The sequence below is a fragment of the Methylobrevis albus genome (genome assembly GCF_015904235.1).
Taxonomy (GTDB): Bacteria; Pseudomonadota; Alphaproteobacteria; order Rhizobiales; family Pleomorphomonadaceae; genus Methylobrevis_A; species Methylobrevis_A albus.
On the sequence record NZ_JADZLT010000036.1, the window covers coordinates 68,070 to 93,023 of the forward strand.

At 68.0% G+C, this 24,954-nt stretch carries 24 protein-coding genes and 1 tRNA gene; 10 read left to right on the forward strand and 15 right to left on the reverse strand.

The features are described 5' to 3' along the window. Positions 1 to 104 precede the first annotated feature (104 nt). Complete coding sequence (locus tag I5731_RS00670) at positions 105 to 446, reverse strand: response regulator (RefSeq protein ID WP_197309422.1); 342 nt, start codon at positions 444 to 446, stop codon at positions 105 to 107. A gap of 666 nt (positions 447 to 1,112) precedes the next feature. On the opposite strand from I5731_RS00670, the gene I5731_RS00675 reads away from it, so the two are divergent. The 3 genes from I5731_RS00675 (at position 1,113) to I5731_RS00685 (ending at position 3,501) form a co-directional block, all read left to right on the forward strand. Next, positions 1,113 to 1,637: a DUF1097 domain-containing protein gene (locus tag I5731_RS00675; RefSeq protein ID WP_197309423.1), complete on the forward strand. Its 525-nt coding sequence runs from the start codon at positions 1,113 to 1,115 to the stop codon at positions 1,635 to 1,637. 217 nt (positions 1,638 to 1,854) lie between these two features. After that, on the forward strand, positions 1,855 to 2,463 hold the full coding sequence (gene wrbA, locus I5731_RS00680; protein WP_197309424.1) for an NAD(P)H:quinone oxidoreductase: 609 nt from the start codon (positions 1,855 to 1,857) through the stop codon (positions 2,461 to 2,463). A gap of 366 nt (positions 2,464 to 2,829) precedes the next feature. Then, positions 2,830 to 3,501 carry a L,D-transpeptidase gene (locus I5731_RS00685; protein WP_197309425.1) on the forward strand — a complete coding sequence of 224 codons (672 nt, stop codon included), beginning with the start codon at positions 2,830 to 2,832 and terminating at the stop codon, positions 3,499 to 3,501. A 46-nt stretch (positions 3,502 to 3,547) separates the two neighbouring features. Here I5731_RS00685 and I5731_RS00690 read toward each other — a convergent pair whose 3' ends face one another. Beyond that, entirely contained in the window at positions 3,548 to 4,459 is a 912-nt protein-coding gene (locus I5731_RS00690; RefSeq protein ID WP_197309426.1) for a fatty acid desaturase, read from the reverse strand. Positions 4,460 to 4,609: 150 nt separating this feature from the next. Here I5731_RS00690 and I5731_RS00695 point away from each other — a divergent pair, with 150 nt between their 5' ends. Continuing rightward, a complete protein-coding gene (locus I5731_RS00695; protein ID WP_197309427.1) occupies positions 4,610 to 5,416 on the forward strand; it encodes a phosphate/phosphite/phosphonate ABC transporter substrate-binding protein in 807 nt (268 codons plus the stop codon). 24 nt (positions 5,417 to 5,440) lie between these two features. Here I5731_RS00695 and alkB read toward each other — a convergent pair whose 3' ends face one another. The 3 genes from alkB to I5731_RS00710 are packed head-to-tail and all read right to left on the reverse strand — an operon-like array spanning position 5,441 to position 7,524. After that, positions 5,441 to 6,082: a DNA oxidative demethylase AlkB gene (gene alkB, locus I5731_RS00700; protein WP_197309534.1), complete on the reverse strand. Its 642-nt coding sequence runs from the start codon at positions 6,080 to 6,082 to the stop codon at positions 5,441 to 5,443. A 24-nt stretch (positions 6,083 to 6,106) separates the two neighbouring features. After that, positions 6,107 to 6,718 carry a hypothetical protein gene (locus I5731_RS00705; RefSeq protein ID WP_197309428.1) on the reverse strand — a complete coding sequence of 204 codons (612 nt, stop codon included), beginning with the start codon at positions 6,716 to 6,718 and terminating at the stop codon, positions 6,107 to 6,109. A 5-nt stretch (positions 6,719 to 6,723) separates the two neighbouring features. After that, the gene (locus I5731_RS00710; protein WP_197309429.1) at positions 6,724 to 7,524 is read right to left on the reverse strand and encodes a DUF72 domain-containing protein; all 801 of its coding nucleotides are present in this window, start codon (positions 7,522 to 7,524) and stop codon (positions 6,724 to 6,726) included. Positions 7,525 to 7,859: 335 nt separating this feature from the next. On the opposite strand from I5731_RS00710, the gene I5731_RS00715 reads away from it, so the two are divergent. After that, complete coding sequence (locus tag I5731_RS00715) at positions 7,860 to 8,711, forward strand: c-type cytochrome (protein WP_197309430.1); 852 nt, start codon at positions 7,860 to 7,862, stop codon at positions 8,709 to 8,711. 28 nt (positions 8,712 to 8,739) lie between these two features. On the opposite strand, the gene I5731_RS00720 is transcribed toward I5731_RS00715, so the two are convergent. Beyond that, on the reverse strand, positions 8,740 to 9,816 hold the full coding sequence (locus tag I5731_RS00720) for an NAD(P)-dependent alcohol dehydrogenase (protein ID WP_235981459.1): 1,077 nt from the start codon (positions 9,814 to 9,816) through the stop codon (positions 8,740 to 8,742). Between the two features lie 306 nt (positions 9,817 to 10,122). On the opposite strand from I5731_RS00720, the gene I5731_RS00725 reads away from it, so the two are divergent. After that, positions 10,123 to 12,258 carry a glycosyltransferase family 2 protein gene (locus tag I5731_RS00725; protein ID WP_197309431.1) on the forward strand — a complete coding sequence of 712 codons (2,136 nt, stop codon included), beginning with the start codon at positions 10,123 to 10,125 and terminating at the stop codon, positions 12,256 to 12,258. Positions 12,259 to 12,304: 46 nt separating this feature from the next. Here I5731_RS00725 and I5731_RS00730 read toward each other — a convergent pair whose 3' ends face one another. Then, positions 12,305 to 12,511, reverse strand: coding sequence for a hypothetical protein (locus I5731_RS00730; protein WP_197309432.1), 207 nt, complete (start codon positions 12,509 to 12,511; stop codon positions 12,305 to 12,307). Between the two features lie 111 nt (positions 12,512 to 12,622). Here I5731_RS00730 and I5731_RS00735 point away from each other — a divergent pair, with 111 nt between their 5' ends. After that, positions 12,623 to 12,841, forward strand: a complete 219-nt coding sequence (locus I5731_RS00735; protein ID WP_235981460.1) for a restriction endonuclease — start codon at positions 12,623 to 12,625, stop codon at positions 12,839 to 12,841. A 70-nt stretch (positions 12,842 to 12,911) separates the two neighbouring features. Here I5731_RS00735 and I5731_RS00740 read toward each other — a convergent pair whose 3' ends face one another. Then, positions 12,912 to 13,151, reverse strand: a complete 240-nt coding sequence (locus I5731_RS00740; protein ID WP_197309434.1) for a hypothetical protein — start codon at positions 13,149 to 13,151, stop codon at positions 12,912 to 12,914. A 97-nt stretch (positions 13,152 to 13,248) separates the two neighbouring features. On the opposite strand from I5731_RS00740, the gene I5731_RS00745 reads away from it, so the two are divergent. Continuing rightward, positions 13,249 to 14,370, forward strand: a complete 1,122-nt coding sequence (locus I5731_RS00745; protein ID WP_197309435.1) for a hypothetical protein — start codon at positions 13,249 to 13,251, stop codon at positions 14,368 to 14,370. Positions 14,371 to 14,570: 200 nt separating this feature from the next. Here I5731_RS00745 and I5731_RS00750 read toward each other — a convergent pair whose 3' ends face one another. Together I5731_RS00750 and I5731_RS00755 are read right to left on the reverse strand one after the other, a co-directional pair. Next, entirely contained in the window at positions 14,571 to 15,443 is an 873-nt protein-coding gene (locus I5731_RS00750) for a hypothetical protein (RefSeq protein ID WP_197309436.1), read from the reverse strand. A 962-nt stretch (positions 15,444 to 16,405) separates the two neighbouring features. Beyond that, a tRNA-Ile gene (locus I5731_RS00755) sits at positions 16,406 to 16,481 on the reverse strand. A 388-nt stretch (positions 16,482 to 16,869) separates the two neighbouring features. Between I5731_RS00755 and I5731_RS00760 the strand changes: the two genes are divergently transcribed. Both I5731_RS00760 and I5731_RS00765 read left to right on the forward strand, forming a co-directional pair. Further along, on the forward strand, positions 16,870 to 18,087 hold the full coding sequence (locus tag I5731_RS00760) for an MFS transporter (RefSeq protein WP_197309437.1): 1,218 nt from the start codon (positions 16,870 to 16,872) through the stop codon (positions 18,085 to 18,087). Between the two features lie 91 nt (positions 18,088 to 18,178). Continuing rightward, positions 18,179 to 18,937 (forward strand): SIMPL domain-containing protein, encoded by a 759-nt coding sequence (locus tag I5731_RS00765; protein ID WP_197309438.1) that lies wholly within the window; start codon positions 18,179 to 18,181, stop codon positions 18,935 to 18,937. 325 nt (positions 18,938 to 19,262) lie between these two features. On the opposite strand, the gene I5731_RS00770 is transcribed toward I5731_RS00765, so the two are convergent. From I5731_RS00770 to rpoD, 5 genes are all read right to left on the reverse strand, one after another. Beyond that, complete coding sequence (locus tag I5731_RS00770) at positions 19,263 to 20,174, reverse strand: carbon-nitrogen hydrolase family protein (protein ID WP_197309439.1); 912 nt, start codon at positions 20,172 to 20,174, stop codon at positions 19,263 to 19,265. An 87-nt stretch (positions 20,175 to 20,261) separates the two neighbouring features. Then, entirely contained in the window at positions 20,262 to 20,549 is a 288-nt protein-coding gene (locus I5731_RS00775) for an HlyU family transcriptional regulator (protein ID WP_197309440.1), read from the reverse strand. Between the two features lie 105 nt (positions 20,550 to 20,654). Continuing rightward, positions 20,655 to 21,563: an aldose 1-epimerase family protein gene (locus I5731_RS00780; RefSeq protein WP_197309441.1), complete on the reverse strand. Its 909-nt coding sequence runs from the start codon at positions 21,561 to 21,563 to the stop codon at positions 20,655 to 20,657. A 427-nt stretch (positions 21,564 to 21,990) separates the two neighbouring features. Then, the gene (locus I5731_RS00785; protein ID WP_197309442.1) at positions 21,991 to 22,350 is read right to left on the reverse strand and encodes a hypothetical protein; all 360 of its coding nucleotides are present in this window, start codon (positions 22,348 to 22,350) and stop codon (positions 21,991 to 21,993) included. Between the two features lie 132 nt (positions 22,351 to 22,482). Next, positions 22,483 to 24,468, reverse strand: a complete 1,986-nt coding sequence (rpoD, locus tag I5731_RS00790; RefSeq protein WP_197309443.1) for an RNA polymerase sigma factor RpoD — start codon at positions 24,466 to 24,468, stop codon at positions 22,483 to 22,485. Positions 24,469 to 24,954 lie beyond the last annotated feature (486 nt).

The window sequence follows — 24,954 nt, forward strand, 5'->3', positions numbered from 1 at the left end:
GAGGTCGGGCCGCAAACGGTGTCGGAATTTGCCGTCGTTCTAACGCGGCGGGCGGGCGAACGAAAGGGGCGGCAGCCATGCGGGCCGGTTTGGCCGGCGGGCAATCAGCCGATGCCGGCCGCGCGCATCGCCGCCTGCAACTCGTAGAGCCGGAACGGCTTGGCGATGAACGGGGCGGCGCGCAGGCGCTCGGGCATCTGCTCGCGCGGCGAGCCGGAGACGAAGACGAAGGGCGTCGCCTGGGCGGTGAGCGCGTCGGCGATCTCGAAGCTCTTGCCGTCGACGAGGTCGACGTCGAGGATCGCGAAGGCGAGTTCGTCGGCGATCGCCACCCGCGCGCCGGCGATCGAGGCGGACACCACCGAGACAGCCCCGGCAATATCATCGACGAGCATCTCGAGATCGGTCGCGATGAAGGGGTCGTCTTCGAGAATCAATATCCGCATGCGTCGCGATCCATCTCCGGTCACCGACTTAACGCAAGTTACCGTTCGAGGTTCCACCCCACCGGCCCGTCCCGGCTCGCCGATGCCCGCAAGCGCCGTCTCATCGCGGTGCGGCAGGCCGCGGGGCGTCGTTCTTCGCGGCGCGTCATCGAAAGACGGGCGGCGCCGGCGGACGGCGCGTTGCCGACCAATCAGACCTTTGCACGTCGATCACTGCGAAATTCATAATACGATCGATCTTGCGCTGATCTCGCCGGCGACCCCGGCGGGCCGGCGGGCAACGCACACGGCGTCATACTAAAGTTTTACTTAAGGACGCCGCCGGCGATGGCCCGCGGCTCCGGCTGCGACCGTCGGCGGATACTTCGATCTACGGCCTATGCGACGAGCGCAAGTCAGCATTAGGCTCTCTTCAAAAAAACTTCTTGGGGCGTGAAGTTTTTCCCGTGTATTGCGATGCACAATGGCGGTGCCGCGCGGTTGATTGTCGCGGCGCACACAGTCTTCGTCCCCGATGACTCCATGTCTTTTCTAGGGCATAGTCCGCTCGTGTCGCGTGGCCGGGCCGGCTAACGAAACAGAGCGGACCTGCCCCAAGTCCGGCTCCCGCAAATCAAGGCCCGGGCGGACGTGGCACGGACAGAGCAAAAATCGGGGGAGGAATTCATGAATCTCGTAACCGCGCTGGCGGTCGTCATCGGCGTACTCGGCGCTATCGCGACCTATCTGTTTCTGGGACCGGCGGGTGGGCTCGGCCTGCAGATCTGGGCGGCCTTCATCGCCTGGGGCAGCTTCTTCCACTGCGGCGGCAATGAAGCCGCGCTGAAATCCTCGGTGATCGCCAATCTCTGGGGTTCGGTCTGGGCCACGATCGCGTTCGCGCTCATCCTCAACGTCGGCATCGGCGAACTGCCGCTGAACGCGGCGGTCTGGGTCGGCGTGACGGTCGCCCTGATGATCCTCGGCGCGCACCTGCCGCTGTTCGGCGCCATTCCGGCGGCGGTCTACGGCTATGCGGCCACGGCCGGCTTCATCATCCTGGCGCTGTTTGTGCCGGGCACGCTGTCCAACGCGACGCTGTTCTCGCTGGTTCCCGGCCAGGGTCCGTTCATCACCATCGGCCTGTCGATGATCATCGGCGCGCTGTTCGGCCTGGTGTCGGGCAAGATCGCCGGCGCCCTGGCGAAATAACGCGTCGGGCCCGCAAGGGCCCGGCTGCGGTCGTTGCACAACGCGACGGGGCGGATCGGAGGATCCGCCCCGTTCGCTTGCCCGGCGCGGGCGACCCGGTGGAAAGTCTCCACGACTGTTCACCATATGGAAACGGTGGGTCTGCCCCGGCGCCCCTGTCGCCGTCGCCCGGAAAGGCCTACCTGTTCTCGCGACGCCCCGAACACGGAGATACGCGATGAGCAAGATCCTGGTCCTCTACTATTCGTCCTACGGCCACATCGAGACGATGGCCGGCGCCGTCGCCGAAGGCGCGGCCTCCGTCGCCGGCACCGAGGTCACGATCAAGCGCGTGCCCGAGACGGTGCCGGAAGAGATCGCCAAGGCCTCCCACTTCAAGCTCGACCAGGCGGCGCCGATCGCCACCGTCGCGGAACTCGCCGATTATGACGCGATCATCTTCGGCGTCCCGACGCGCTACGGCCGCATGTCCTCGCAGATGGCGAGCTTCCTCGACCAGACCGGCGGCCTCTGGGCGCAGGGCAAGCTGATCGGCAAGGTCGGCTCGGTGTTCGCCTCGACCGCCACCCAGCACGGCGGCCAGGAGACGACGATCATCTCGACGATCGTCAATCTGATGCACCACGGCATGGTGATCGTCGGCCTGCCCTACTCCGAGCAGCGCCAGATGACGCTGTCGGAAATCAGCGGCGGCTCGCCCTACGGCGCCACCACGATCGCCGGCGGCGACGGCTCGCGCCAGCCGAGCGAGAACGAACTCGAGATGGCGAAGTCCCAGGGCCGCCACGTCGCCGAGATCGCGGCGAAGCTCGCCAGCGCCGGCTGATCCGGCAACATCTTGCCAGCCACGGACACGCGTCCGCGGCCGGCATGCAACCACAGTGATTCGCGACAGCGGCGGCTCCAGGCGGGCCGCCGTTTTGCGTTGCGGCGCCGTCTCGCCTGTTTCGGCGGGCGCCGGAGCCGCCACCCGGCTGTGTTATTTACGCAACGCTCGCCCGTAACGTCCTCACAATCCAGTCAGACCGGGCGTCAGCGCCACCCCCTCGCCGCATTGCGCGGCCGTTTTGGGCGCCGAACGTTTCGCCGCCGAGGCGGGACACCTCCCTTCGCCCTCTCCCGAGACGCAAGGCACGCGCCGGCGTCGGCGAAGCCATGCCGCTTCGGCGCCAAGCCGATGAAAAGGAAACCGATGTCCGCCGAGTTCTCCCGCCGCGCCTTTCTGGTCACCGCCGCCTCCGCCGCCCTCGCCGGCTGCGCCAGCGCCCGCCCGGGCATGCCCCAGATGATGGCGCCGACCGTCGATCCGCAGTTCGTGGCGATGTACGGCGCGCGCCCCGACGAGCGGTTCCCGATCCCGGCGATCGACGTCACCAGGATCGACCCGCAGCTGTTCCGGCAGGAAGTCGCCTACGACAGCTTTGAGCGCCCCGGCACGATCGTCGTCGATCCCGGCGCCCGCTTCCTCTACCTCGTGCGCGAGAACGGCCGCGCGATGCGCTACGGCGTCGGCGTCGGCCGCGCCGGCTACGACTACCAGGGCGACGCGATCATCCAGCGCAAGGCGGAGTGGCCGCGCTGGACGCCGACCGCAACGATGATCGCCGAGGACCCCGAGCGGAACCTGCCGTTCGCGGGCGGCATGGAGCCGGGCCTCAAGAACCCGCTCGGCGCCCGCGCGCTCTATCTCTTCAAGAACGGCGTCGACACGCTGTACCGCATCCACGGCACCAACGACCCGCTGTCGATCGGCAAGTCGCTGTCGAGCGGCTGCGTGCGGCTGTTCAACCAGGACATCATCGACCTGCACCAGCGCGTGCCGAACGGCACCCGCGTGGTGGTGCTGCCGACCGGCATGGTCTGACCGGGGACAAGGCCGGACGCCGGCGGCGCGGCCGCCGGCCCCTGCGTCACATGCCCGGATGCGGCGGCTCGTCGTGGCGATTGAGGAAATAGCGGCGCAGGATGTCGCCGTAGCCGTCGTAGACGAGGCCGCCGTTGTGGCGGACGAGGGCGTCACGCTCGGCGCGGTAGAGCGACGGCAACCGGTACCAGGCGACGGCCGGGCGCAGGTGGTGCAGGACGTGCAGGTTGTTGTTGAGATAGAGCAGGCCGAGCAGGCCGCCGTTCTCGACGATCGCCGTGCGCTCCTCCGCCCGCTCGGCCGCCTTGTGCTCGGCGAACGAGCGCAGCCGCGTCAGCGCGCCGCCGAAATAGACGAAGCCGGCCAGATAGATCCAGAGCGGCATCGCGCAGACCAGCACCAGCCAAGCCAGCACCAGGGCGACGCTGACGACGTGCAGCGCCCACACCTGCCGCCGCCCGGGCTCGCCGGCGATCACCAGCTTCGCCTCGTCGGCGAGGAACAGGCCGATCATCAGCGCCGGACCGACGGTGAGCCGGCCGACCAGCGTCATGTTGAATTTCAGCACCGCGCGGGCGACCGGCCCGAGCCGCTGCCAGCGCTCGGGCGTGACGTAGGCGGATTCCGGATCCTCGATCGGGTCGGTGAGATATTCGTCGCGGTGATGGCGCAGGTGCGACAGCCGGTAGACCCGGTAGGGCAGCCACAGCGACAGCGGCGGCCAGCCGATGGCGTCGTTGACGGCGCGCGAGCGGGTCGGATGCCCGTGCATCACCTCGTGCTGCAGCGAGCCCTGCCAGGCGACGAGCCAGCCGCCGAGCAGCACGACGAGCACAAGCGGCAGCGACTGCCAGTAGAACGTGACGAGCAGCCAGCCGCCGTAGATGACCACGGCGAGCAGCATGGTCGGCCATTCGGCCGTGGAGCGGTCGATTCTTGGAAGGGTTTCGAGGGGCATGATCGGCGGGGATGATCTGAGGCAGAGATCTTATCTATCACCATTTTCAACGCATGAATCACGCCATGTCATTGCGTCTTTGCCGGCAAATGCGAAAAAGACCGGTGGATAAGCCGGCTCCGGCCGCGAGACCCGTTCGAAAGCCCCGGAATGCGCATCATCAGCCTCCGCATGTACGCCGATCCGCCGATCGTCGACGCCGCCAACGACGCGCTGTGGGCGGCGATCGCCATGCGCCTCGCCGCGCGCGGCATCGACGCGCCGCCGGAGCTCGATCGCAGCGGCGACTTCGATGCGGCATGGCTGGCGCCGGATCTCCTGCTGGCACAGACCTGCGGCTATCCGCTGGTGACGCGGCTCGGCGCAGAGGTGCAGGTGGTCGCGGCGCCCATCTACGGCTTTCCCGGCGGCGACGGGTTTTACCGGGCGAGCCTGATTGTGGTGCGCAGCGACGAGCCGGCCGGGGAGATCGCCGCACTGCGCGGCCGGCGGGTGGCGGCCAACGCACCGGACAGCAACTCGGGCACCAATCTCTTGCGCGCGCTGGTCGCGCCGCTCAATCGCGCGGGCCGCTTTTTCGGCGCGGTGACCTGGACCGGCAGCCACGCCGCGAGCCTCGCCGCCGTGCGGGCCGGCCACGCCGACGTCGCGGCGGTCGACAGCGTCACCTTCGGCCTGTTCGCCGCCCATGCGCCGGAGCGGATCGCGGGCCTGCGCGTGCTCGCCGAGACGCCGTATGGCCCCGGCCTGCCGCTGATCACCGCGGCGGCGACCCCGCCCCGCGAGCTCGGCGCACTCCGCGACGCGCTCGCCGAGGTCGCCGCCGACCGGGAACTCGCGGGCGTGCGGGCGACGCTTGGGCTGACCGGCATGGCGTTTCCGGACTTCGCCGACTACGAGGTGCTCGCCGATCATGCCCGCGCCGCGGCCGCGGCGGGCTATCCGGAGCTCGCCTGACGCGGGCGCTGCACGTAGTCGGTGTCAGCCGCTGCGGCGGAAGGTGAGGTTATAGCGCAACGGCCCGGTCGCCGGGTGCTCGCCGGCCTTCAGGGTCAGGATGCCGTGGTAGGCGAGCCGCGCCGGGCCGCCCCAGACGACGATGTCGCCGTGGACGAGCGGCACCTTGCGCACCGGATCGGTGCGGGCGAGGCCGCCGAACTGGAAGGTCGCCGGCAGGCCGAGCGACACCGAGACGATCGGATGGCCGAGGTCGGCCTCGTCGCGGTCCTGGTGCAGCGAGAGTTTGGTGCCCGGGCGGTAGCGGTTGATCAGGCAGACGTCGGGCGCAAAGCCGGCAAAGCCGGCCTCCGCCGCCGCCTCCCGCGCCAGCGCCGCGAACGGTGCCGGCATCGCCGGCCACGGCCGGCCGGTGAGCGGATCCTCGCCTTGGTAGCGATAGCCCGCCCGGTCGCTGACCCAGCCGGCGACGCCGGCATTGGTCATCGCCACCGACATTTCGCGCCCGCCCGGCGTCGTGAACTGGCGGAACGGCGCCACCGCGGCGATCGCCTCGATCGCCGCGAGCAGCGCCCCGGCGTCGGCCCCCGCCCGGCCGCGCAGCAACACCGCGCCGTCGCCGAGCGGTTCGGCCGCCGGGAGCGACCCGGCAAAGAGATCGTCCATCATCCGCGGTCTCCGCGCTGCGCCTCACCCGGAGGGGGCAAAGGCGGAAGGGTGCAGGTCGGGGCGGTAGCCGGCGGCGAGCGCCGCCAGCGCTGCAGGCGGGGTGAGCACGCCGTCCACCGCGGCGCGCCGCACCGCCGGGCCGTAACCCGACGCCGACCACGGCCGCAGCCGCCCCGCGTGCACCAGATAGGCCGCGCCGCCCGCCGCGACCATCGCGCCGTCCGGCAGGTCCTCCGCCGCGCCCGCGAGCGGGTGCAGGCGCTTCGCGCGGCCGGCGAGCCGCTCGGTGTGCAGCACGGTGTCCATCGCGGCGGCGCGGAGCGGCCGGCCGGCGGCGACGGCGTCGCGAAAGGCTTCGGCCTCGGCGCGGCGGCAGAAGAAGCAGGGGCGGTGGCCGGCGGCGAGCGCGGTCGCCTCGTCGAGGAAGAACAGCTCGGTCCAGCCCTTGCCCATCACCGGCCGGCGGCGATCCTCGAAGTCGAGGCGGCAGATCAGCCAGGCCTTGCCGGCCCAGGCCCGTCGCAGCGTGCGCGTCGCCGGATCGTGCAGGATGCCGCGGTTGCCGGTAAAGCGGCCGCGCGCCGGGTCGGCGACGATGGCGCCGAACGGCGTGACGCGGTTCTGCAGCGGCATCGCCGTCAGCCGAGCCGCTCGGCGAGCGCCATCGCCGCGGCCGGGTTGTGCGCCTTGAAGCCACTGATCACGTAGAGGAAGACGTCGCGCGGCTCGCTCGCCGGCGCCTCCGCCACGGTCGGCAGGCCGTCGGCGACGCCGCCCTTCGCCCACTGCTTCGCCCGTTTCGCCCAGGCGCCGAGCGCGGCGTCCCCATAGCCGGTGGCTTCATCCTCGGTGGTGCCCATGATCCGCGCGTAGACGAAGGGCGCCGCCGGGTCGGCGATGCAGGGATATTCCGAATCGCCGGCGCAGACGATGGCGACGCCGTGCGCGCGGGCGACCTCCACCACCTCCGGCACCGCAAAGCTCGCGTGGCGCACCTCGACCGCGTGGCGGAGCGGCACCCCCTCGGCCTCCGCCGGCAGCAGCGCGAGGAAGGCTGCGAAATCCGCCGGGTCGTAGGCCTTGGTCGCGGCGAACTGCCAGTTGATCGGCCCGAGTTTGTCCCCCAGCGCCGCGATGCCGCTGCCGACGAAGCGGGCGACCGACTCGCCGGCCTCGGCGAGAACGCGGCGGTTGGTGGCAAAGCGAGGGCCTTTCAGGGCGAAAACAAAATCATCCGGCGTTTCGCCGTGCCAGCGTTCGAAGCTCTCGCGCTTCTGCGAGCCGTAGAAGGTGCCGTTGACCTCGATCGAGGCGAGCTTGCGGCTCGCATATTCGAGCTCGCGCTTGTGGGCGAGCTTCTCAGGGTAGAAGACGCCCCGCCAGGGCTCGAAGGTCCAGCCGCCGATTCCGACCCGGATCCGTCCCGCCGCGTCCGCCATCGCTCTGCCTTCCCGCCGTACCTGAGGCAGACAAGCATAGCGGACGCCCCCGGCGCCGTCTCCCTCGGCACGGCCGTGGGGCCGGCTCGCATGAGGTGCACCACCGGTTTTTGACCCATTCCAATCTTCCGCCGCCCATGTCATCTTGCCGCGGATTCGTCACGACTACTTGCGCCGCGTGCGCTGCGACGCACCACAAGACGGGTAAAGAAGTAATACGTCCATTCATGTTTCGTTAACGCAGGCATCCCCGCAGTCTTCCACGCCGGAAAGCCGGCGAAGGATCGGTGCCGGAGTGATGCGTGTCATGTCGTGTCCGGGGGGACCTTTCGATCATGCAGACGACACCGATGCTCGCCGCGCTTTCGCTCGCCGCGGCCACCATTCTCGCCGCGCCGGGCGCGCAGGCCAAACCGTCGCTGGAACGCGGCAGCTACCTCGTGCGCGGCCCCGGCGGCTGCGGCAACTGCCACACGCCGTTCGGCGCCGCCGGGCCCGACATGGCGCGCGAACTCTCCGGCCGGCTGGTCGACGACAATCCCGCCTTCACCGCGCACGCGCCGAACATCACCCCGGCCGGCGCGGTCGGCGGCTGGAGCGACGCCGAACTCGGCCGCGCCATCCGCGAGGGCCTGCGCCCCGACGGCAGCCTGATCGGCCCGCCGATGCCGTTTTCGATGTACCGCGGCCTTTCCGACGACGACGTCGCCTCGATCGTGATGTTCCTGCGTACGCTGGCGCCGGTCGAGAACGAGGAGCCGAAATCGGTCTACCGCATCCCCCTGCCCCCGGCCTACGGCCCGCCGGTGACGAGCGTCGCGGGAATCGCGCCGGCGGTGTCGGTCGAATACGGCGCCTATCTCGCCGGCCCGGTGTCGCACTGCATGGAGTGCCACACGCCGATGGGCGACAAGGGGCCGATGCTCGATACCGACCTCGGCCGCGGCGGCTTCGAGTTTCCGGGGCCGTGGGGCGTTTCGGTGGCGTCGAACCTCACCAGCCACGCCGACGGCCTCGCCGGCTATACCGACGCCGAGATTGCCACGATGATCACCAAGGGCGTGCGGCCGGACGGCAGCCAGATGCACCCGCCGATGCCCTACGGCTATCTCGCGAGCTTCACCGACGACGACCTTAAGGCCGTCATCCTCTATCTGCGCAGCCTGCCGCCGCTGCCCGACAAGTGACGCCGGGCAACGGCGGCCAAGCCGGTGATTACGGCGTGATCGCCACCTTCAGCACACCGTCGCGCTGGTTGGCGAACAGGTCGTAGGCCGCCTCGATGTCGTCGAGGCGGAAGCGATGCGTCACGAGGGGGCTGGTGTCGAGCCGCGACGAGGCGATCACGTCCATCAGACGGCGCATGCGCTCCTTGCCGCCCGGGCAGAGCGAGGTGACGATGGTGTGGTCGCCGAGGCCGGCGAGGAACGGCCCGAGCGGGATGCTGAGGTCTTCCGAATAGACGCCGAGCGACGACAGGGTGCCGCCCGGGCGCAGCACGCGCAGCGCCGCCTCGAAGGTCTGCTGCCGGCCGAGCGCCTCGATCGCGACGTCGACGCCGCGGCCGTCGGTGAGGCGCATGATCTCCTCGACCGGGTCGACCTTCGAGAAGTCGACGACGTGGTCGGCGCCCATCCGTTTCGCGATCTCCATGCGCGAGGGGATCGAATCGACGGCGATGATCGTCGTGGCGCCCATCAGCCGGGCGCCGGCGGTGGCGCAGAGGCCGATCGGCCCTTGGGCGAACACCGCGACGACGTCGCCGATGCGCACCTTGCCGCTTTCGGCGCCGGAAAAGCCCGTCGACATGATGTCGGGGCACATCAGCACCTGCTCGTCCGACAGCGCGTCGGGGATCGGCGCGAGGTTGGTCATCGCGTCCGGCACCAGCAGGTATTCGGCCTGGGCGCCGTCGATGGTATTGCCGAAGCGCCAGCCGCCCATCGGGCGGAAGCCGTGCCGGGTGCCGGCGCCGTCCTGGGAGTGGCAGCCGCAGAGGCAGGCGTTGCTATAGCCGCTCGGGGTGATCGCGCCGGCGATGACGCGCTGGCCTTCCGTATAGCCCTGCACCGCGCTGCCGAGCTTCTCGATCACCCCGACCGGCTCGTGGCCGATGGTGAGGCCGCGCGCCACGGGATATTCGCCCTTCAGGATGTGCACGTCGGTGCCGCAGATCGTCGTCGTGGTGACGCGGATCAGCGCGTCGAGCGGGCCGACGTCGGGGATCTTCTTGTCGTCGAGGACGATGCGGTTCGGCTCGACGAAGATTGCCGCTTTCATCGTGCTGGCCATGGTCTGGTCCTTCGAATGACGCGCGCCCGGAGGCCGCGGTGGCGGAGCGGGCCGGGTCCGCAGGAGCGCGGGGTCCCGGCGCGACCGATGGAGCCGCAGGCTAGCGCAGCCCGCCCCAGCGCCGTTTGATCGGGATCAAGCGCAGGGCCGATTCGCCACCCGGCCGGACGCCGCTCCACTGAGAAGTATGATGAATCAAGGGCTTCCCCAAAATCTTGGGGATAGACCCATGTTCGGCTCGCATGGCACGGTTTCGCTGGTATGCGTCTTTCGATGTTTCGAGTGAGCCGAAATCCGGGACCAGGCATGAGTGAGGCGGTGAGTTTCGACGAGGGAATCCGCACCGCGGAGGCCGCCATCCGCGACGGGGACCATGATCTCGCCGGCCGGCTGCTCGCCACCCTCGCCGCCGCGCGGCGCGACGAGCATCCGGCGCGGCTGGCGCTGGAAGCCGCGCTCGCCACGGCGACGGGCGATTTCCACGCCGCGCTGCGCGCCTGGCAGCGCTATGAAGCGCTCTTCGGCATCCGCGGTCGCGACCGGCTGAAACATGCCGCCGTGCTCGAGCGGCTCGGGCGGATCGGCGAGGCGATCGCCGTCTATCGCGCGATCCCGACGCCGCCCGGCAGCGACCATCGCGGCGTGCTGCAGGAGGCCAGGCTGCACGGCAAGCTCGGCAACCACACCGCCGCGCTCGCCGTGCTCGACGCCGCGCTGCAGGGCGGCGCCGGCCCGGAGACCGAGGTGCGGCTGCGCGCGGCCCGGGCACGGGCGGCGATGGCGGCCGGCCGCCGGCTCGATGCCCTCACCGACTTCGTCTTCCTCGCCGAGGCGCAGCCGGGCAAGCCCACCGGCCTGGTCGGCCAGATCGACGTGCATCTGCTGCATTACGACCGCACCGCGGCGGCCGCCGCGCTGGCGCGGGCGCAGAAGCGCCATCCGCGCGATGTGAAGGTGCTCGCCGCCGAGGCGCGCTTCATCCAGCAGTTCGGCAACGACGACGACTTCGTCGGCTTCGTCCAGCGCCTCGTGCCGCTGCGCCTCGGCGCTGCGGAGGTCGAGGAGTTGCTCGCCGAGATGTTCGGCACGCGGCACCTGTTCTTCACCGAGGAGTTGCGCGCCCGGCTGATCGCCGCCAGCGGCTTGCCGGCGCACGAGACGATCCTGCGCGGCCTGCTGGACGAAGGCGCGCGGGCGACGCCGGAGCTGCGCCTCGCCGCCGCCCGCAAGGCCGTCGATGACGTCGCGGCCTATCCCGACAGTCCGCGCGGGTTGAAAATGCGGGTGCGGCTCGCCTCGGCGCTGATCGAGGCGGGGGCGGCGGAGGAAGCCGAAACCGTGATCGACGGCCTCGCCGCCACGGTGCGGGGCTGGCCCTATTCGCCGCCGCTGATCGGCGAACTGCTCGAATGGCAGGCGGTGCGCCGCGGCGACGTCGCCGGCGCGCAGGCGTCCTACTGGCACCGCCGCCGCATGATCGCCCGGCGCGACCGCAGCGACGAGCTCGAATGCCTGCGCGCGCTGCCGGGGCCGCCGCCGCCGGTGGTCGTGGTCTGCCAGCTGCGCAACGAGATGCCGATGTTGCCCGCCTTCTTCCGGCACTACCGGAAGATCGGCGTCGAGCGCTTCGTGATGATCGACAACGGCTCCAGCGACGGCAGCACCGAATGGCTCTCCGCGCAGCCGGACACCGAGCTCTTCCGCAGTGCAAGCCCGTTCCGCCGCGCCGAGGCCGGCAACGCCTGGACCAATCCGCTGATCGCGCGGCCGGCCTATGCCGACACCCTGTGCCTGCGCGTCGATGCCGACGAGCATCTCGTCTATCCGCATGTCGAGACGCGGCCGGTGGCGGCGCTGTGGGACTACATGCAGGGCGAAGGGGCGGAGGTGCTCGCCGGCCACATGCTGGACATGCTGCCCGAGACCCTGGCCCACGTCGCGGCGCCGGAGGCCGACTTCACCGAGCGCGCCCGCTTCTTCGAGCCGCCGCCGCCGCCGATGCCGGTGGTGACCTGCCCGTATTTTTCCTATCGCGGCGGCCCGCGCACCCGGCTGCTCGGCATCCCGAGCGACCATCTGACGAAATGCTCCGGCCTGCGCGGGGGCGGCACGGTGGAGCAGACGCGGGCGTCGCACCGCACCTCGCCGGCGCGGGTCGCGTCGGTCGGCATGGTGCTGCTGCACTACAAGTTCCGGCCGGATTTCTTCGAGCGGGCGCGTCGGGTGGCCGCCGAGCACCAGTATGCCTCGGCGTCACAGTCGTTCTCGCGCTACCAGCTGCTGGAAGACGAGATGCACCGGTCGGTGCTGTCGGCCGAGACGCGGCCCTACACGGGCTCCGCCTCGCTACTCGCCGCCGGCGTGCTGAAGACGACGCCGGGCTGGGACGCCGCCGGCGAGGTGCCCGCGCGCGAAGGAGAACCGGAGCCCGCGCCCGGCTGACCGCTCCTCCGGCGCGGAACTCCTTCCGCTGCCGGCCGGCCGCCGCTCAGCGGTTCGTGACCGGATGCTCGCCGGCGACCGGGCCCTTGGTCGGCGAGCGCTCGTCCTTGTCATAGAGTTCTTCGGTCGCCGCCGTCTGCGCGCGCTTCTCGGGCGCGGTGAGATTGCGGTTGCGCGTCATGCCGTAAACGATCGCAGCGCCGAGCAGCAGCGGGCCGATCGCGACCGCAAAGAACCAGAGCAGGTTGTCCATCGGGTTTCCTTTCCATGAATCGTGCGTCTCATGGTCAACGCCGGGGACGGGGGATTGTTCGGAAGCCCGCGCCCGGGCCTCGGTTGCGAGCGCGCGGCCGGCTGTCTACTGTTGCGCGAACGGGTGGGGCGCGCGGACAAGGGGCTGATCATCACCACCTCGACCTTCACCGCCGACGCCCACCGCGAGGCGACGCGCGACGGCGCCCCGGCGATCGACCTCGTCGACGGCGAAACCCTGTGCGAGTTGCTGCGCGACCTGAAGCTCGGCGTCACGACCCGGCTGGTGCCGGAGATCGACATCGAGGAGGGTTTTTTCCGGGGGATCTGAGCGGAAACGGCGGGGACGTCGTTCCACCCGATGTTTCGGGCGGGAATCCGATTTCGCCGCTCTGAAAACCTTAGAATCCACTTGCGGAAAAACGCCGGACCTTGAAGATAAAGTACAAATTTTCGAGGTCATCATTCATGTCGTGTCGGTCGTTTTCCCACGGGATATCGTCGCTTTTTCTGGCGGGTTTCGCCGTTTTCGCCGCACTGGTGCCAGTCGCCGCGCAGTCGGTAACTGCGACGGTCAATTCATATCCGATCAAGGGCGAGCTCGGGTCACTATCCGCTGGGTCCAACACGGCGTATTTCATTTCCGAGCACCCGGAAACCGATCCTTATGGGCACGATGTCGTCAAGATAAATGCCTCGTCCGGCTCCTATACGCTCAGCTATGACAGTCTGGGGCGCATGAAATCGCTGGAGTCGCGCGACGGTACACGCGTCGGACTGAAATGGCTGGCGACGGGCAAGGTCCACATTTCCCTCGAAAGCTACGACGGCTTCACCTACCGCCAGGTCATTGCGCGCAACAGGACGCTCCCCACCGCCCTCGCCTCCCGGGCAGCGCGCGGCAGCCTCATTGCCCATGCGGTGGTTCCGCCGGCGACGCTCAACGTCACCGCGAACCTGAAGCAGTGCGCGGTCTATCCGAAGGCGGCCCAGGTGATGGACGCCTACATCGTTTACCAGCTCGGTGCGAACCCGCCGTTCAGCCGGCCGATGGAAGAGGTGTCGGCGACCCGCCTCGTCAGCAGCCTCAACATCTCGTCGACCCTCAACGTGGCGCGCAGCCTTGCCGCGCAGCGGCGGGCCCTCGCGCAAGGCATCAACGACGCCTGCACCGTTCCGAAGACCCTGCGCGACCTTGCCTGCGTCAACATGGTGCAGTCGGATGACCGCCGTCTCTGCAACGTCGTGTTCGGCGGGTTGTCCGGCGCGGCCTGCGCGATCCAGGAGGCGGGGAACGAGTGGATCGTCAGGCGCGACCGCGAGAAGCTCGCCGACGTCACGGCGGGGGCGCGGACGGTGACGATCTACGTCAACTACCGGACGCCGAACGGCGACCGCGTGCCGGCGCAATACGGCCCGTTCACGGTGCCCGCCACGTCGTCGCAAGTGACGAAGACGCTCAACCTGCCGTGCTGGACGCTGGCCGAGGGCAGCGTTTCGGTCGCCGGGACGCACCAGACGCCGAGTTGCACCTCGAAGGTGCGCCTCGACGCGAAGTTCCAGGCGAGCATTCCGCCGGCGGGCTCGACGGCGCGGCCGCGGCTGCGGATCAAGTCGACCGAAACCACCGGCACCTGCGGCACGGAGGCATCGACCTATGACTGGTGGGACACCGCCACCAGCAGCGCCGCGTCGTTCGCCTATGACCACTCCTACGCCTGCGCCGGCGGCACCGGCCGCTGGACGATGTCCGCCACCCGCACCGGTTCCGCCTTCTCAGGGGGGTTCACGCGGACCAACGTCTGCGGGAACTCGCGAAAATCCTATGCGTACAGCGGCCCGCTGATGGTGGTGAAGTAGGCGGGGCCGGGAGCGGCGCCCCGGCTTTTCCCCCGCCCTTCGAGACAGCCGCTGCGCGGCTTCCTCAGGATGAGGGAAAAGGGCAAACACCTGAAAATGACCCCGAAATTCCCCGCACGGCTGTCCCGAAGGACGAGGCCCGAATGGTGCTGTCCGCTAGATTACATCTGTCCGATTAACCATAGGAAAAATCTCAGAAACTAGGGGCGTTCCCGCCCTTTTAGTAAGCTTCCCGAACCATCACCAATAATCTGAAACGCGGCGCCAACATCTTTTCCAAATGATTCCGCGAAAGTTTCAATCGGCATACTGTTGCTGGGCTCCACAATGCCTTGCCGGACAATCTCGCCTTGCAGCAACAAATCTTGAAGGCTTTCCATTATTGTGATCTCTGCAATTGCTCCGAACATTACACCCACGGGACCAACTTGGAGTGTGTCAACCAAAATACCGATCTTTTTACCTTTAAAGGAGATTCCAGACGAACTCGGTAGGCCGTCTAAACGCATGCTAAAGCGTGTGCCAGAGATATTGACTAGATCAAGGCATTTTCGCAACGCGTCACCGGACGATAATATCTCTTCAATTGAAAATTGAACGTCTCTCCGGCCTATTCGGATCATTAATTGCTCGACCCCCCTCAACATCAGCAGTATATTTCTGTATTGGCATGCTTCTGCTTCGGTCAGCATTGCGTTGACGACCTTACCCCCGTATATTTTTTGATTTTCTTCGGTAAAAATTTCGACGCAGAATTCGTTTGACCCCGTCATTTCCAAAATACTGAAGAGTTCGATCCATGTAGTAACTGAATATTTTTTTACACTTATCTCTAGGGCTTTTATATTTAACTTTCCAGACGAATTGATATCGAGTTGTATGGGGTCTGATCTCACTATAAATCGGTAGGTTTGCATATCATGCCGGAAGGGTGCGGGAATCAACTTACCTTGACGTGCGATCGGAGTGCCATATCGCTGACGCCTGAAAAAAATTCGGCAGTTTGGCCCGCCCAGAGGTTCGAATTGAATGTCCCCAGGGACTGATAAGTCGATAGGATACGGCCTTTCCACACCGAAACGTTCTTCTCGGCCCTCTAGTTCAATGAGTTCGAGCGGCCTTAGGCCCAAGAAACCTTCAATGAGACCTTCTTCGCTATCAGATTGAACAGTTACTCGAAACTTAATAGGAGAGATCCAATATCCCGATTCTCGCAGGGCCCTGCTTTTTACAATCGAATAAGGCTCACCCCCCCGCATACGTGTTACATATATCTAAAACTAATTCTTCGAGTTCTTTTTCTTTAAATAGCTTAATCCACGAACCATCTTGCGTGAACCTGATTTTCTGACTGTTTGTTATCAGCGATTTTTTGCTGCTCTCGATAACAAGTCTTTTCAGTATCTTATCTAGATTTACGCCTCCTAAGTGTATCAAAAATACATCTGAAGTAATTTTGGTTTCATCAACCCGAATTACAATTATAAATGATGGATCTGGGGATTTTGCTAATCTCTCAATCGACAGGAGAGGGGCTAGAAAGCTACGGATTTTACTCCACATTGTTTTTATTTGAACATTGAATGGGTGAGGAATAATTCGTTTATCTGCATATTCTTTGGGAATTTAGTCGCGAATTTGGAAATTCAACTCGATAGTCCCACCCGGTACGATCTCTCTCGGCCCTATTGGCAATGAGGCCTGAATTTGTGCAAAGCGTCCGAAAGTATGCATCGCCGTGTTCGCCAAGCTCGTCGGAAGAAAGTGGCCAATCTTGCATGATTGTTTGCATGCCCGTGAAAGGGATAATGTCTATATCATTATAGCAACTGAGTTTCTCGTTTGCATACTTATCGTCTGAGCCCTCGGCTAATTTTGCATTTCATGAGGCTTGCGCTCGGCTAATCGCGACCCCGCGTTGCTTGTCACCTCTCCCGCTTCCGTTAATCGGTCGAAATGCGGAGTACGTCGCGGGGGTGCAGCGCAGGTCAGCGACCTGTCGGCGCTGGGCGACGCCATCAAGGGCGAGGAAATCTGGTAGGCCCGGAGGGACTCGAACCCCCAACCAGACCGTTATGAGCGGTCGGCTCTAACCATTGAGCTACAGGCCCGGCCGGTCCTCGCGGGCGGCGTTGGTTCCAGTTACACCGAAGCGTGCGCGGGCGGCAAGATGGGTCGCGGGGAGCGTGGCGCGGGGTTGGCCGGCCGGTGTCGCAGCGGTCACCGTCGGCGGGTGGGCGGCCGGCGGCGGGCGGCGAACTCGTTCGTGTCCACACGATGGCGTGATCGCCGCGCGGCGGGCTTGCGGCTCGCGGGGAAGCGGTGTTGGCTGCGCGTCGTGCGGCGATCGCGGGCCGTCGTCCGCCGCTTGCGCCGGATGACGGAACCTCCGCCGCGTCCTCCCGTTTCAAGGCAGGCCGTCGCGCCGGCCGCCCGCCGTGCCCTCCCGCGCCGCGGCCGTCCCGGCCGGGCCGCCCTCACCTCGTCGTCCGGATCCCCATGCCCGCTTCCCCCGCGTCCTCGTCCGCCGCCGGCGTCCCGTTCGGCGCGCCCCCGCGCTTCCTGCTGCCGGTGATCCTCTGCGTCTCCGCGCTGACGGTGATGGCGAGCGCCACCATCGCGCCGTCGCTGCCGGGGCTCGCCGACCACTATGCCGACGTGCCCAACGCCGATGCGCTGGTGCGGCTGGTGCTGACCATCCCGGGGCTGGCGATCGCGGTGGCGGCGCCGTTCGTCGGCTGGCTCACCGACCGGGTCGGGCGCAAGCGGGTGATCGTCGCCGCCGTGCTGCTCTATGCCCTCGCCGGCAGCGCCGGGCTGGTGCTGGATTCGATCGGCGCGCTGCTCGCCTCGCGCGTCGTGCTCGGGCTCGCCGTCGCCGGCCTGCTGCCGAGCGCCACGGCACTGATCGCCGACTATTTTCACGGGGCCGCGCGCGACCGCGCCTATGGCACCCAGGCGGCGTTCATGGCGGGGGGCGGCGTCGTGTTCCTGCCGCTCGGGGGCATCCTCGCGGAATTCAGCTGGCGCGGGCCGTTCCTCGTCTATGCGACGGCGCTGCTGCTGGTGCCCTTCGTGATCACGGTGATCCGCGATGCCGGCCCGCGCGCGTCGGCGCCGGGGGAAGCGGCGCTCGACGCCGGGCCGTTCCCGCTGATGCTGGCGGCGGGCGTCTTCGTCACCGCCTTCCTCGGCATGGCGGTGTTCTATGCGCTGCCCGTGCAGTTGCCGTTCCTGCTCCGCGAGCTCGGCTCGCCGAGCCCGTGGCTCGCCGGGGCGGGGCTCGCGATCAACACCGCGCTGTCGGCGGTGACCTCGCTCAACTTCCGCCATTTCCGGGCGCGGCTGTCGTCGCGGGGGATCCTCGCGCTGTCGTTCCTCCTGATCGGCATCGGCTATGTGGTGATCGCGCTGTCGTCCAGCGTGACGATGGCGCTGCTCGGCCTCGTGTTCAGCGGCCCCGGGCTCGGGCTGATGTTTCCGGCGCTGTCGACCTGGCTGATGAGCGCGACGCCGGCGCGGTTTCGCGGCCGGGCGACGGGCAGCATGACCACGGCGGTGTTCCTCGGCCAGTTCATGTCGCCGCTGCTCGCCCAGCCGATCCTGGTCGGCTTCGGCCTGCCGGCGGTGTTCTTCGCCGGGGCGGGGGTGTCGGTGCTGTTCGCGGTGCTGCTCGCGACGCTCGCGGCCGGCGACGCGCGGCGCGCCGGCGGCTGACCGCAATAAGGCCCCAATCGGCGGCGAGGAGAGAGGGGTCCGGGGTCGCGGCCGCACTGGCCGGCGACCTGTTCAACGGGGATCCACCATCATGCGCCAGCTCGCCCGCGGCCCGGCCGCCGCCCTCGCCCTTCTCCTTGCCGGCGCGTCGCTCGCCGTCCTGCCGCCGGTCGCCGCACAGGCGCAGGAAAAGCCCGAAATCGCCCGCCTGTCGCTGTCGGCGGAAGGCATCGCCACCGCCGTGCCGGACACCGCGATCGTCAGCGCCGGCGTGCTCGCCGAAAAGGCGACCGCCGCCGAGGCGCTCGACGAGAACAACGCCGCGATGGGCGCGCTGGTCGAGGAACTGAAGTCCGCCGGCATCGACGAGAAGGACATCCGCACCTCGAACTTCTCGATCGAGCCGGTCTACGTCTACCCCGGCCCGCGGGCGGACGGCGAGCAGGAGCCGCCGCGCATCACCGGCTACCGCGTGTCGAACACCGTCACCGTGCGCATCCGCGACATCGCCGCCGCCGGCGGGCTGCTCGACCGGGTGGTGCGACTCGGCGCCAACCAGATCCGCGGCATCGAATTCGCCGTCTCCGACGACGCGGCCCTGCTCGACGAGGCGCGCAAGCGGGCGATCACCGAGGCGCGCCGCAAGGCCGAGCTCTACGCCGAGGCCGGCGGCTTCCGGCTCGGCCGGCTGCTGCAGGTCGCCGAAAGCGGCGGCCTGATGCCGATGCCGGCGCCGATGATGCGCATGGAGGCGGCGATGGCCGACATGAAGACCGTGCCCGTGCAGGCCGGCGAGCAGGAAATCCGCGTCGGCGTGCAGGTGCAGTTCGAAATCCTGCCGACGCAGTGACGATTGACCCGGCCCGCCCGGTGCAATGGTCGCCGGGCGGGACCGAGGGTCAGGCACCGCCGTCCCATTCCAGTCAACGGCAGGGGCCGGCACACCCGGCCTCGTCCTTCGAGACAGCCGCTACGCGGCTTCCTCAGGATGAGGCCTACGAGAGTTTCTCTTTTTACTGCAGTCAGTTGTCCTTTTCCCTCATACTGAGGAAGCCGCGTAGCGGCTGTCTCGAAGGGCGAGGGAAAAGCCGAGGCGTCGGTTCGCCACACCTCGTTTTCTTCTCGATCGCAGCCGCCCATCGGGCGCGGATATACCTGACCGGATCGGCACCCCGTCAGGTGAGGTCGACGATCTCGGCGACCGGGCCGGCGGGGGGCACCGCGTCGGCGCCGCCCTGCTCGCTCCAGTGCCGGAAATTCAGCACCGCGCCGTCGGCGCGCACGGCGGTGACCTTGTCGAGGTCGACCTCGGCGAACAGCCAGGTCGCCTGGTCGAGGTCGCCGACGGCGACGACGCCGTCGTCGGGGAAGCCGGCGTCCGGCGGGCCGTAGAGGCCGGCGGCGCCGCGGTTGGTGTCCATCGCCGGCGACCACGGCGCGTCGCCCACGGTCGGGGCGTGCACGACGTAGCACTGGTTCTCCAGCGCCCGGGCCTGCGCGCCGATGCGCACGCGCCAGTAGCCCTTCAACGTGTCCGTGGCGGAGGGGCAGAGGATCAGCTCGGCGCCGGCCTCGGCCTGCGCGCGGGCGATCAGCGGGAACTCGACGTCGTAGCAGATCGACACACCGATCAGGCCTAGCTTCGTGCGGAAGACGCGGATCGGGCTGCCGGCGGCGATGTCCCAGCTGTCGCGCTCGAAGCGCGTCATCACCAGCTTCTCCTGCCGGCCGACGGTGCCCTGCGGCGTGAACAGGCGGGCGACGTTGCGATAGCGGCCGTCGCCGCCCTGCACCGGCGCGCTGGAGGCGAGGATGTGCATGTCGTGGCGGCGGGCGAGCGCCTGGTGCAGCGCGTCGACCTCGTCGACCAGCGGGCCGAGCACGCCGAGCGACAGCGCGAGGTCGCCGGCGGCGTGCGGGAAGGCGGCGGCGAGTTCCATGATGCCGTATTCGGGGAAGACGGCGAGCTTGGCGCCGTGCGCCGCGGCCTCGCCGATCCAGCGCGCCACCTTCGCCTCATAGGCGTCGATGCTGGCGATCTCCTCGATCGGATATTGGGCGGCGGCGACGATGAAGCGGCGGCTCATGGCATGACCTTCCCGAGATGACCGGCACAAGGGAGACCGGGCGCCGGCGGCCTGGCGAGGGCTGAACGCGCCGGACCCGCGGCCGGTTCAGTCGAACAGGCGCTCGCCGAGCTGGTCGACGATCTGGCGGCCCTTGGTCAGCGAATAGTCGCCGGCCGCTTCCAGCGTGCCGTGGCGCTCGGCGCGCACGAAGCCGTGCTCGCGCAGCACACCGCCGATCTCGCGGGTGATCAGCCCGGCGGTCTGGTATTCGCCGCCGACCTTGTAGGGCCGCGCGATGATGACGAAGCCGTTGTGCTCGATGCGGCCGGTCTCGGCCGGGGGGCGATCCTCGGCCGGCTTGCGGCCGCCGAACAGCGATTTCAGGAACGACATCTCGGCCTCCAGGGCGAAGGCACGCCGCGTCCGGCGCGGCATGCCGAGGCAAGGTTGATAGACCAAGCGGGCGGCGAAACCAAGCGAGCCGCCCGGTCGGCGAGGTCAGCCGGCCGGCAGCGGATCGGGATCGAGGCGTACGGTCATCGCGAAATCGCGGGCTTCGCCGGGCGCCAGCACCACGATGCCGGGCTTCTCGAACAGCGTGCCGGCAAAGCCGGCCGGGTCGGCATGGCCCTGCCAGGGCTCGATGCAGAGATAGCCGGCGCCGGGCTTCGACCACAGCCCGAGTTCAGGCATCGCGGGGTAGTGAACGACGAGGCCGGGGTGGCCCGGGGCACCATAGACGAGGCCGCGCCCGGCGAGCCGGTCGAAGATGATCGCGTCATCGGTGAAGAGCTCGTCGGCGAGGGCGAGGTCGCGGCCGGCGACAGGGGTGTCGCGCGGCACCGGATCGACCAGCCCCGTGGCATCGAGGCGGCGCACGGGCGCCGGCTCGGCGACGTCGAAGCGGACGATGTGCGCGGACCGCGCGGCGCCATAGGGCAGCGGCCAGCGGAAGGCGGGATGGAAGCCGAAGCTCGCCGGCATCGGCGCGTCGCCGCGGTTGGTGACGGTCGCGGTCATCGCGAGCGCCGTGCCGTCGAGGGCGAAGACGAGGTCTAGGCGGAACGCGAACGGGTAGACCGCGCGGGTCTCGGCATCGTCCTCCAGCCGGAACCGCGCCTGCGACGGCGCCACCTCGACCACTTCGAAGCGGCGACGGCGGGCGAAGCCGTGCCGCGGCAGGTTGTAGTTGGCATCGCCGATCCGGTAGCGGTCGCCGGCGACGGTGCCGACGATCGGGAACAGGATCGGCGCCCGCCCGGCCCAGACGGCGGGATCGCCGTCCCAGAGCAGGTCGCGGCCAGCTGCGTCCTGAAGCAAGCGCAGTTCGGCGCCGTCGGGCGAGATTGCGGCGGAAAGGTCGGCCGAGGCGATGGTGACGAGGTCGGTCGGCGGTGTCGCGGGCATCGGCGCTCCCTGATGGCGTCCGAGCAGACCATGCGCGGCCGCGCCGGGCAAGTCGGCAGCCGGCTCGGCCGCACTGCTGTCCGGTTCGGCGCGTTGCGGCGACGTCGGGTTTCTCAACCTCGCGACCGTCATCACCGGCCTTGAGCCGGTGACCCACTCGCCCCTCAGAACGGGATGGCACTCGCAATCGAATTACTGTGGTAGATCAATATCTTGGCTCGAACGATGCCGCACGGCCATTGGGTCGCCGGGTCAAGCCCGGCGATGACGATCGAAAGCGAGTCCATCGGCACCGGAGTCCGCCGGGCCGAATTTCAACACCGTGGTCGTGCAGGGCAACACGGTGAAACATGCCCTCCAATCGACGCCGTGATCGGCCGAAGCCGGCACGAACCGGAGAGGCCGCGACCCGCCCCGGTCGCCCGGATCAGCCGACCTCGTAGCCGAGCAGCAGGAGCCAGGGGGCGAACAGCACCTCAAGGAAGGGCGTGTTGCGCGCGCCCATCGACGCGGCGACGTCGCCCCAGTGCGCGATGCCGAAGGCGCAGCCGACCCATAGGATGCTGCAGACCTGCCAGGTCTCGTACAGGCCCTGCGCCTTCACCCGCCAGCCGGCGTGGGCAAGGCCGAAGGCGGCGAGCAGCAGCGGCGGGCCGAAGTTGGCGACGGCGGCGATCAGGCCGTAGAACAGGATCGGGAACACCACCATCATGCTGATGAAGGTGACGAACGGGATCGCGAAAAACAGCGCGGCGGCGATGGCGATGGTGAGCCGGGTTCTCGACATGGCGTTAAGGCTCGTGGCGACAACGAGAGATTCGTCACCCGAGCTTCGCACCGACTTCTCTTGCGAGACTTAAGCCGCAACGCAAAAAGGGCCGCTTGCGCGGCCCTTTTGCAGTCGTCGTGAACGATGCGTTCAGTTGTCGAGGAACGAGCGCAGCTTGCGCGAGCGGCTCGGGTGCTTGAGCTTGCGCAGCGCCTTCGCCTCGATCTGGCGGATGCGCTCGCGCGTCACCGAGAACTGCTGGCCGACCTCTTCCAGCGTGTGGTCGGTGTTCATGCCGATGCCGAAGCGCATGCGCAGCACGCGCTCCTCGCGCGGGGTGAGCGAGGCGAGCACGCGCGTCGTCGTCTCGCGCAGGTTCGACTGGATCGCCGCGTCGATCGGCAGGATCGCATTCTTGTCCTCGATGAAGTCGCCGAGGTGCGAATCCTCCTCGTCGCCGATCGGCGTCTCGAGGCTGATCGGCTCCTTGGCGATCTTCAGGACCTTGCGGACCTTTTCCAGCGGCATCGCCAGCTTCTCGGCGAGCTCTTCCGGCGTCGGCTCGCGGCCGATCTCGTGCAGCATCTGGCGCGAGGTGCGGACGATCTTGTTGATCGTCTCGATCATGTGCACCGGAATGCGGATGGTGCGGGCCTGGTCGGCGATCGAGCGGGTGATCGCCTGCCGGATCCACCAGGTGGCGTAGGTCGAGAACTTGTAGCCGCGGCGGTACTCGAACTTGTCGACCGCCTTCATCAGGCCAATGTTGCCCTCCTGGATGAGATCCAGGAACTGCAGGCCGCGGTTGGTGTATTTCTTGGCGATCGAGATGACGAGGCGGAGGTTGGCCTCGACCATCTCCTTCTTCGCCTGCCGTGCTTCCTTCTCGCCCTTCTGCACCAGATGGACGATCTTGCGGAACTCGGTGATCTCGAGGCCGGTCTCGGTGGCGAGGTTCTGGATCTCCATCCGCATCTCGCGGATCTGTTCCTTCTCGCTCGCGACGAAGTCCTTCCAGCCGCGGCTCGACAAGCTGGCGATCTTGCGGATCCAGTTCGGGTCGAGCTCGGAGCCCTGGTACTGGACGATGAAGTCCTCGCGGCGCACCGAATAGCTCTCGGCGAGGCGCAGCAGGCGGCCTTCGTTGCCGATCAGGCGCTTGTTGATGTCGTAGAGCTGCTCGACGAGGCTCTCGATGCGGTTGGAATTGAGCGAGAGCGACTTCACGTCCTCCTCGATCTCTTCCTTCAGCTTCTTGTAGCGGCGCTCCTGGCTCGGCGAGAGCGTGGTGTTCTTCAGCCGGTTCTCGACGTGCTGGTCCTGCAGCCGGCGCAGCTTCTTGTAGTTCTCGGCGATGCGGTCGAAGGTCTCGAGCACCTTCGGCTTGAGCTCGGCCTCCATCGCGGAGAGCGAGATGTTGTTTTCGAGGTCGTCGCCTTCCTCACCGTCGGCTTCGAGCTCCGGCGGCGGCACTTCCTCGGCTTCCGCCGCCTCGGCGTCGACCGGAATCTGCGGCGCGCCCTTGCCGTCCGGGCCGGCGTAAGTCGCCTCGAGGTCGATGATGTCGCGGAGGAGGATCTTCCCCTCGTTGAGCTCGTCGCGCCAGATGATGATGGCCTGGAAGGTCAGCGGGTTCTCGCAGAGGCCCGCGATCATCGCCTCGCGGCCGGCCTCGATGCGCTTGGCGATCGCGATCTCGCCCTCGCGCGACAGCAGCTCGACCGAGCCCATCTCGCGCAGATACATGCGGACCGGGTCGTCGGTGCGGTCGGCCGGCTCGCGCGCCGCGGTCTTGGCGACGGCGGTGCCGGTCGCCTCGACCACTTCGTCGGCGTCGTCGCCGGCGGCGTTGTCCTTGGTGCTGGCGGCGGTTTCGTCGCTGTCCTCGGCCTCTTCCGATTCGACGACGTTGATGCCCATGTCGGACAGCATCGCCATCGTGTCCTCGATCTGCTCCGAGGTCACTTCCTCGGAGGGCAGCACCTCGTTGAGCTCGTCGTAGGTGACATAGCCGCGCTTCTTGGCGAGCTTGATCATCCGCTTGACGGCGGCATCGGAGAGATCGAGAAGCGGACCGTCCGGGGTCTCCGCGGCGGTTTCCGGGGCTTCCTCGTTCTCAGTTGCCTTCGTCGCCATTCGCTTCTCTCCAACCTCGGCGGCCGCGCGGCGGGGGTCGCCGCGTGCCATCCGTCGCGAGTCCGCGCCTCCCGCCGGAAGCGCTCCCGCCTTGTGTCCCATAGGCCCGATCGACCGCCGTCCTTCGGGTCCGTTCGTCCTGCTGCCGCGCGGAGCCCCGTGCAGCATGTCGATGCGCTCTTAAATCCGGATTAACCCTGCCGCCGAGTTCTCTGTCCGTCTCGCCGCGCACCCGGCTCGACGCCACCCGGGATCGCCGTCCGCCGACACGTCGCCGGCCCGTTTTCCGGCCCGCGCGACAAACACGCCGGTTCCGATTGCACCGCATGACCGGCCACTGTAATTCGAACCGGCGGCCATGCCGTTTGTTGCATTTCGCCCCGCTTGCGCGGCGCCACGTCCGCCGGCGGCGGGCGTGCCATGGCTTTCGGCTGCCGAAACGAAAGCCGCGACAGCCGGATCGGTGTATTTAGCGATCGGATCGGT

What these genes read in the sequence shown, in the direction of transcription:
- I5731_RS00670 (WP_197309422.1), bottom strand. Translation starts at nt 446, where the DNA reads ATGCGGATATTGATTCTCGAAGACGACCCCTTCATCGCGACCGATCTC.
- I5731_RS00675 (WP_197309423.1), top strand. Translation starts at nt 1,113, where the DNA reads ATGAATCTCGTAACCGCGCTGGCGGTCGTCATCGGCGTACTCGGCGCT.
- wrbA (WP_197309424.1), top strand. Translation starts at nt 1,855, where the DNA reads ATGAGCAAGATCCTGGTCCTCTACTATTCGTCCTACGGCCACATCGAG.
- I5731_RS00685 (WP_197309425.1), top strand. Translation starts at nt 2,830, where the DNA reads ATGTCCGCCGAGTTCTCCCGCCGCGCCTTTCTGGTCACCGCCGCCTCC.
- I5731_RS00690 (WP_197309426.1), bottom strand. Translation starts at nt 4,459, where the DNA reads ATGCCCCTCGAAACCCTTCCAAGAATCGACCGCTCCACGGCCGAATGG.
- I5731_RS00695 (WP_197309427.1), top strand. Translation starts at nt 4,610, where the DNA reads ATGCGCATCATCAGCCTCCGCATGTACGCCGATCCGCCGATCGTCGAC.
- alkB (WP_197309534.1), bottom strand. Translation starts at nt 6,082, where the DNA reads ATGGACGATCTCTTTGCCGGGTCGCTCCCGGCGGCCGAACCGCTCGGC.
- I5731_RS00705 (WP_197309428.1), bottom strand. Translation starts at nt 6,718, where the DNA reads ATGCCGCTGCAGAACCGCGTCACGCCGTTCGGCGCCATCGTCGCCGAC.
- I5731_RS00710 (WP_197309429.1), bottom strand. Translation starts at nt 7,524, where the DNA reads ATGGCGGACGCGGCGGGACGGATCCGGGTCGGAATCGGCGGCTGGACC.
- I5731_RS00715 (WP_197309430.1), top strand. Translation starts at nt 7,860, where the DNA reads ATGCAGACGACACCGATGCTCGCCGCGCTTTCGCTCGCCGCGGCCACC.
- I5731_RS00720 (WP_235981459.1), bottom strand. Translation starts at nt 9,816, where the DNA reads ATGGCCAGCACGATGAAAGCGGCAATCTTCGTCGAGCCGAACCGCATC.
- I5731_RS00725 (WP_197309431.1), top strand. Translation starts at nt 10,123, where the DNA reads ATGAGTGAGGCGGTGAGTTTCGACGAGGGAATCCGCACCGCGGAGGCC.
- I5731_RS00730 (WP_197309432.1), bottom strand. Translation starts at nt 12,511, where the DNA reads ATGGACAACCTGCTCTGGTTCTTTGCGGTCGCGATCGGCCCGCTGCTG.
- I5731_RS00740 (WP_197309434.1), bottom strand. Translation starts at nt 13,151, where the DNA reads ATGAAATACGCCGTGTTGGACCCAGCGGATAGTGACCCGAGCTCGCCC.
- I5731_RS00745 (WP_197309435.1), top strand. Translation starts at nt 13,249, where the DNA reads ATGAAATCGCTGGAGTCGCGCGACGGTACACGCGTCGGACTGAAATGG.
- I5731_RS00760 (WP_197309437.1), top strand. Translation starts at nt 16,870, where the DNA reads ATGCCCGCTTCCCCCGCGTCCTCGTCCGCCGCCGGCGTCCCGTTCGGC.
- I5731_RS00765 (WP_197309438.1), top strand. Translation starts at nt 18,179, where the DNA reads ATGCGCCAGCTCGCCCGCGGCCCGGCCGCCGCCCTCGCCCTTCTCCTT.
- I5731_RS00770 (WP_197309439.1), bottom strand. Translation starts at nt 20,174, where the DNA reads ATGAGCCGCCGCTTCATCGTCGCCGCCGCCCAATATCCGATCGAGGAG.
- I5731_RS00775 (WP_197309440.1), bottom strand. Translation starts at nt 20,549, where the DNA reads ATGTCGTTCCTGAAATCGCTGTTCGGCGGCCGCAAGCCGGCCGAGGAT.
- I5731_RS00780 (WP_197309441.1), bottom strand. Translation starts at nt 21,563, where the DNA reads ATGCCCGCGACACCGCCGACCGACCTCGTCACCATCGCCTCGGCCGAC.
- I5731_RS00785 (WP_197309442.1), bottom strand. Translation starts at nt 22,350, where the DNA reads ATGTCGAGAACCCGGCTCACCATCGCCATCGCCGCCGCGCTGTTTTTC.
- rpoD (WP_197309443.1), bottom strand. Translation starts at nt 24,468, where the DNA reads ATGGCGACGAAGGCAACTGAGAACGAGGAAGCCCCGGAAACCGCCGCG.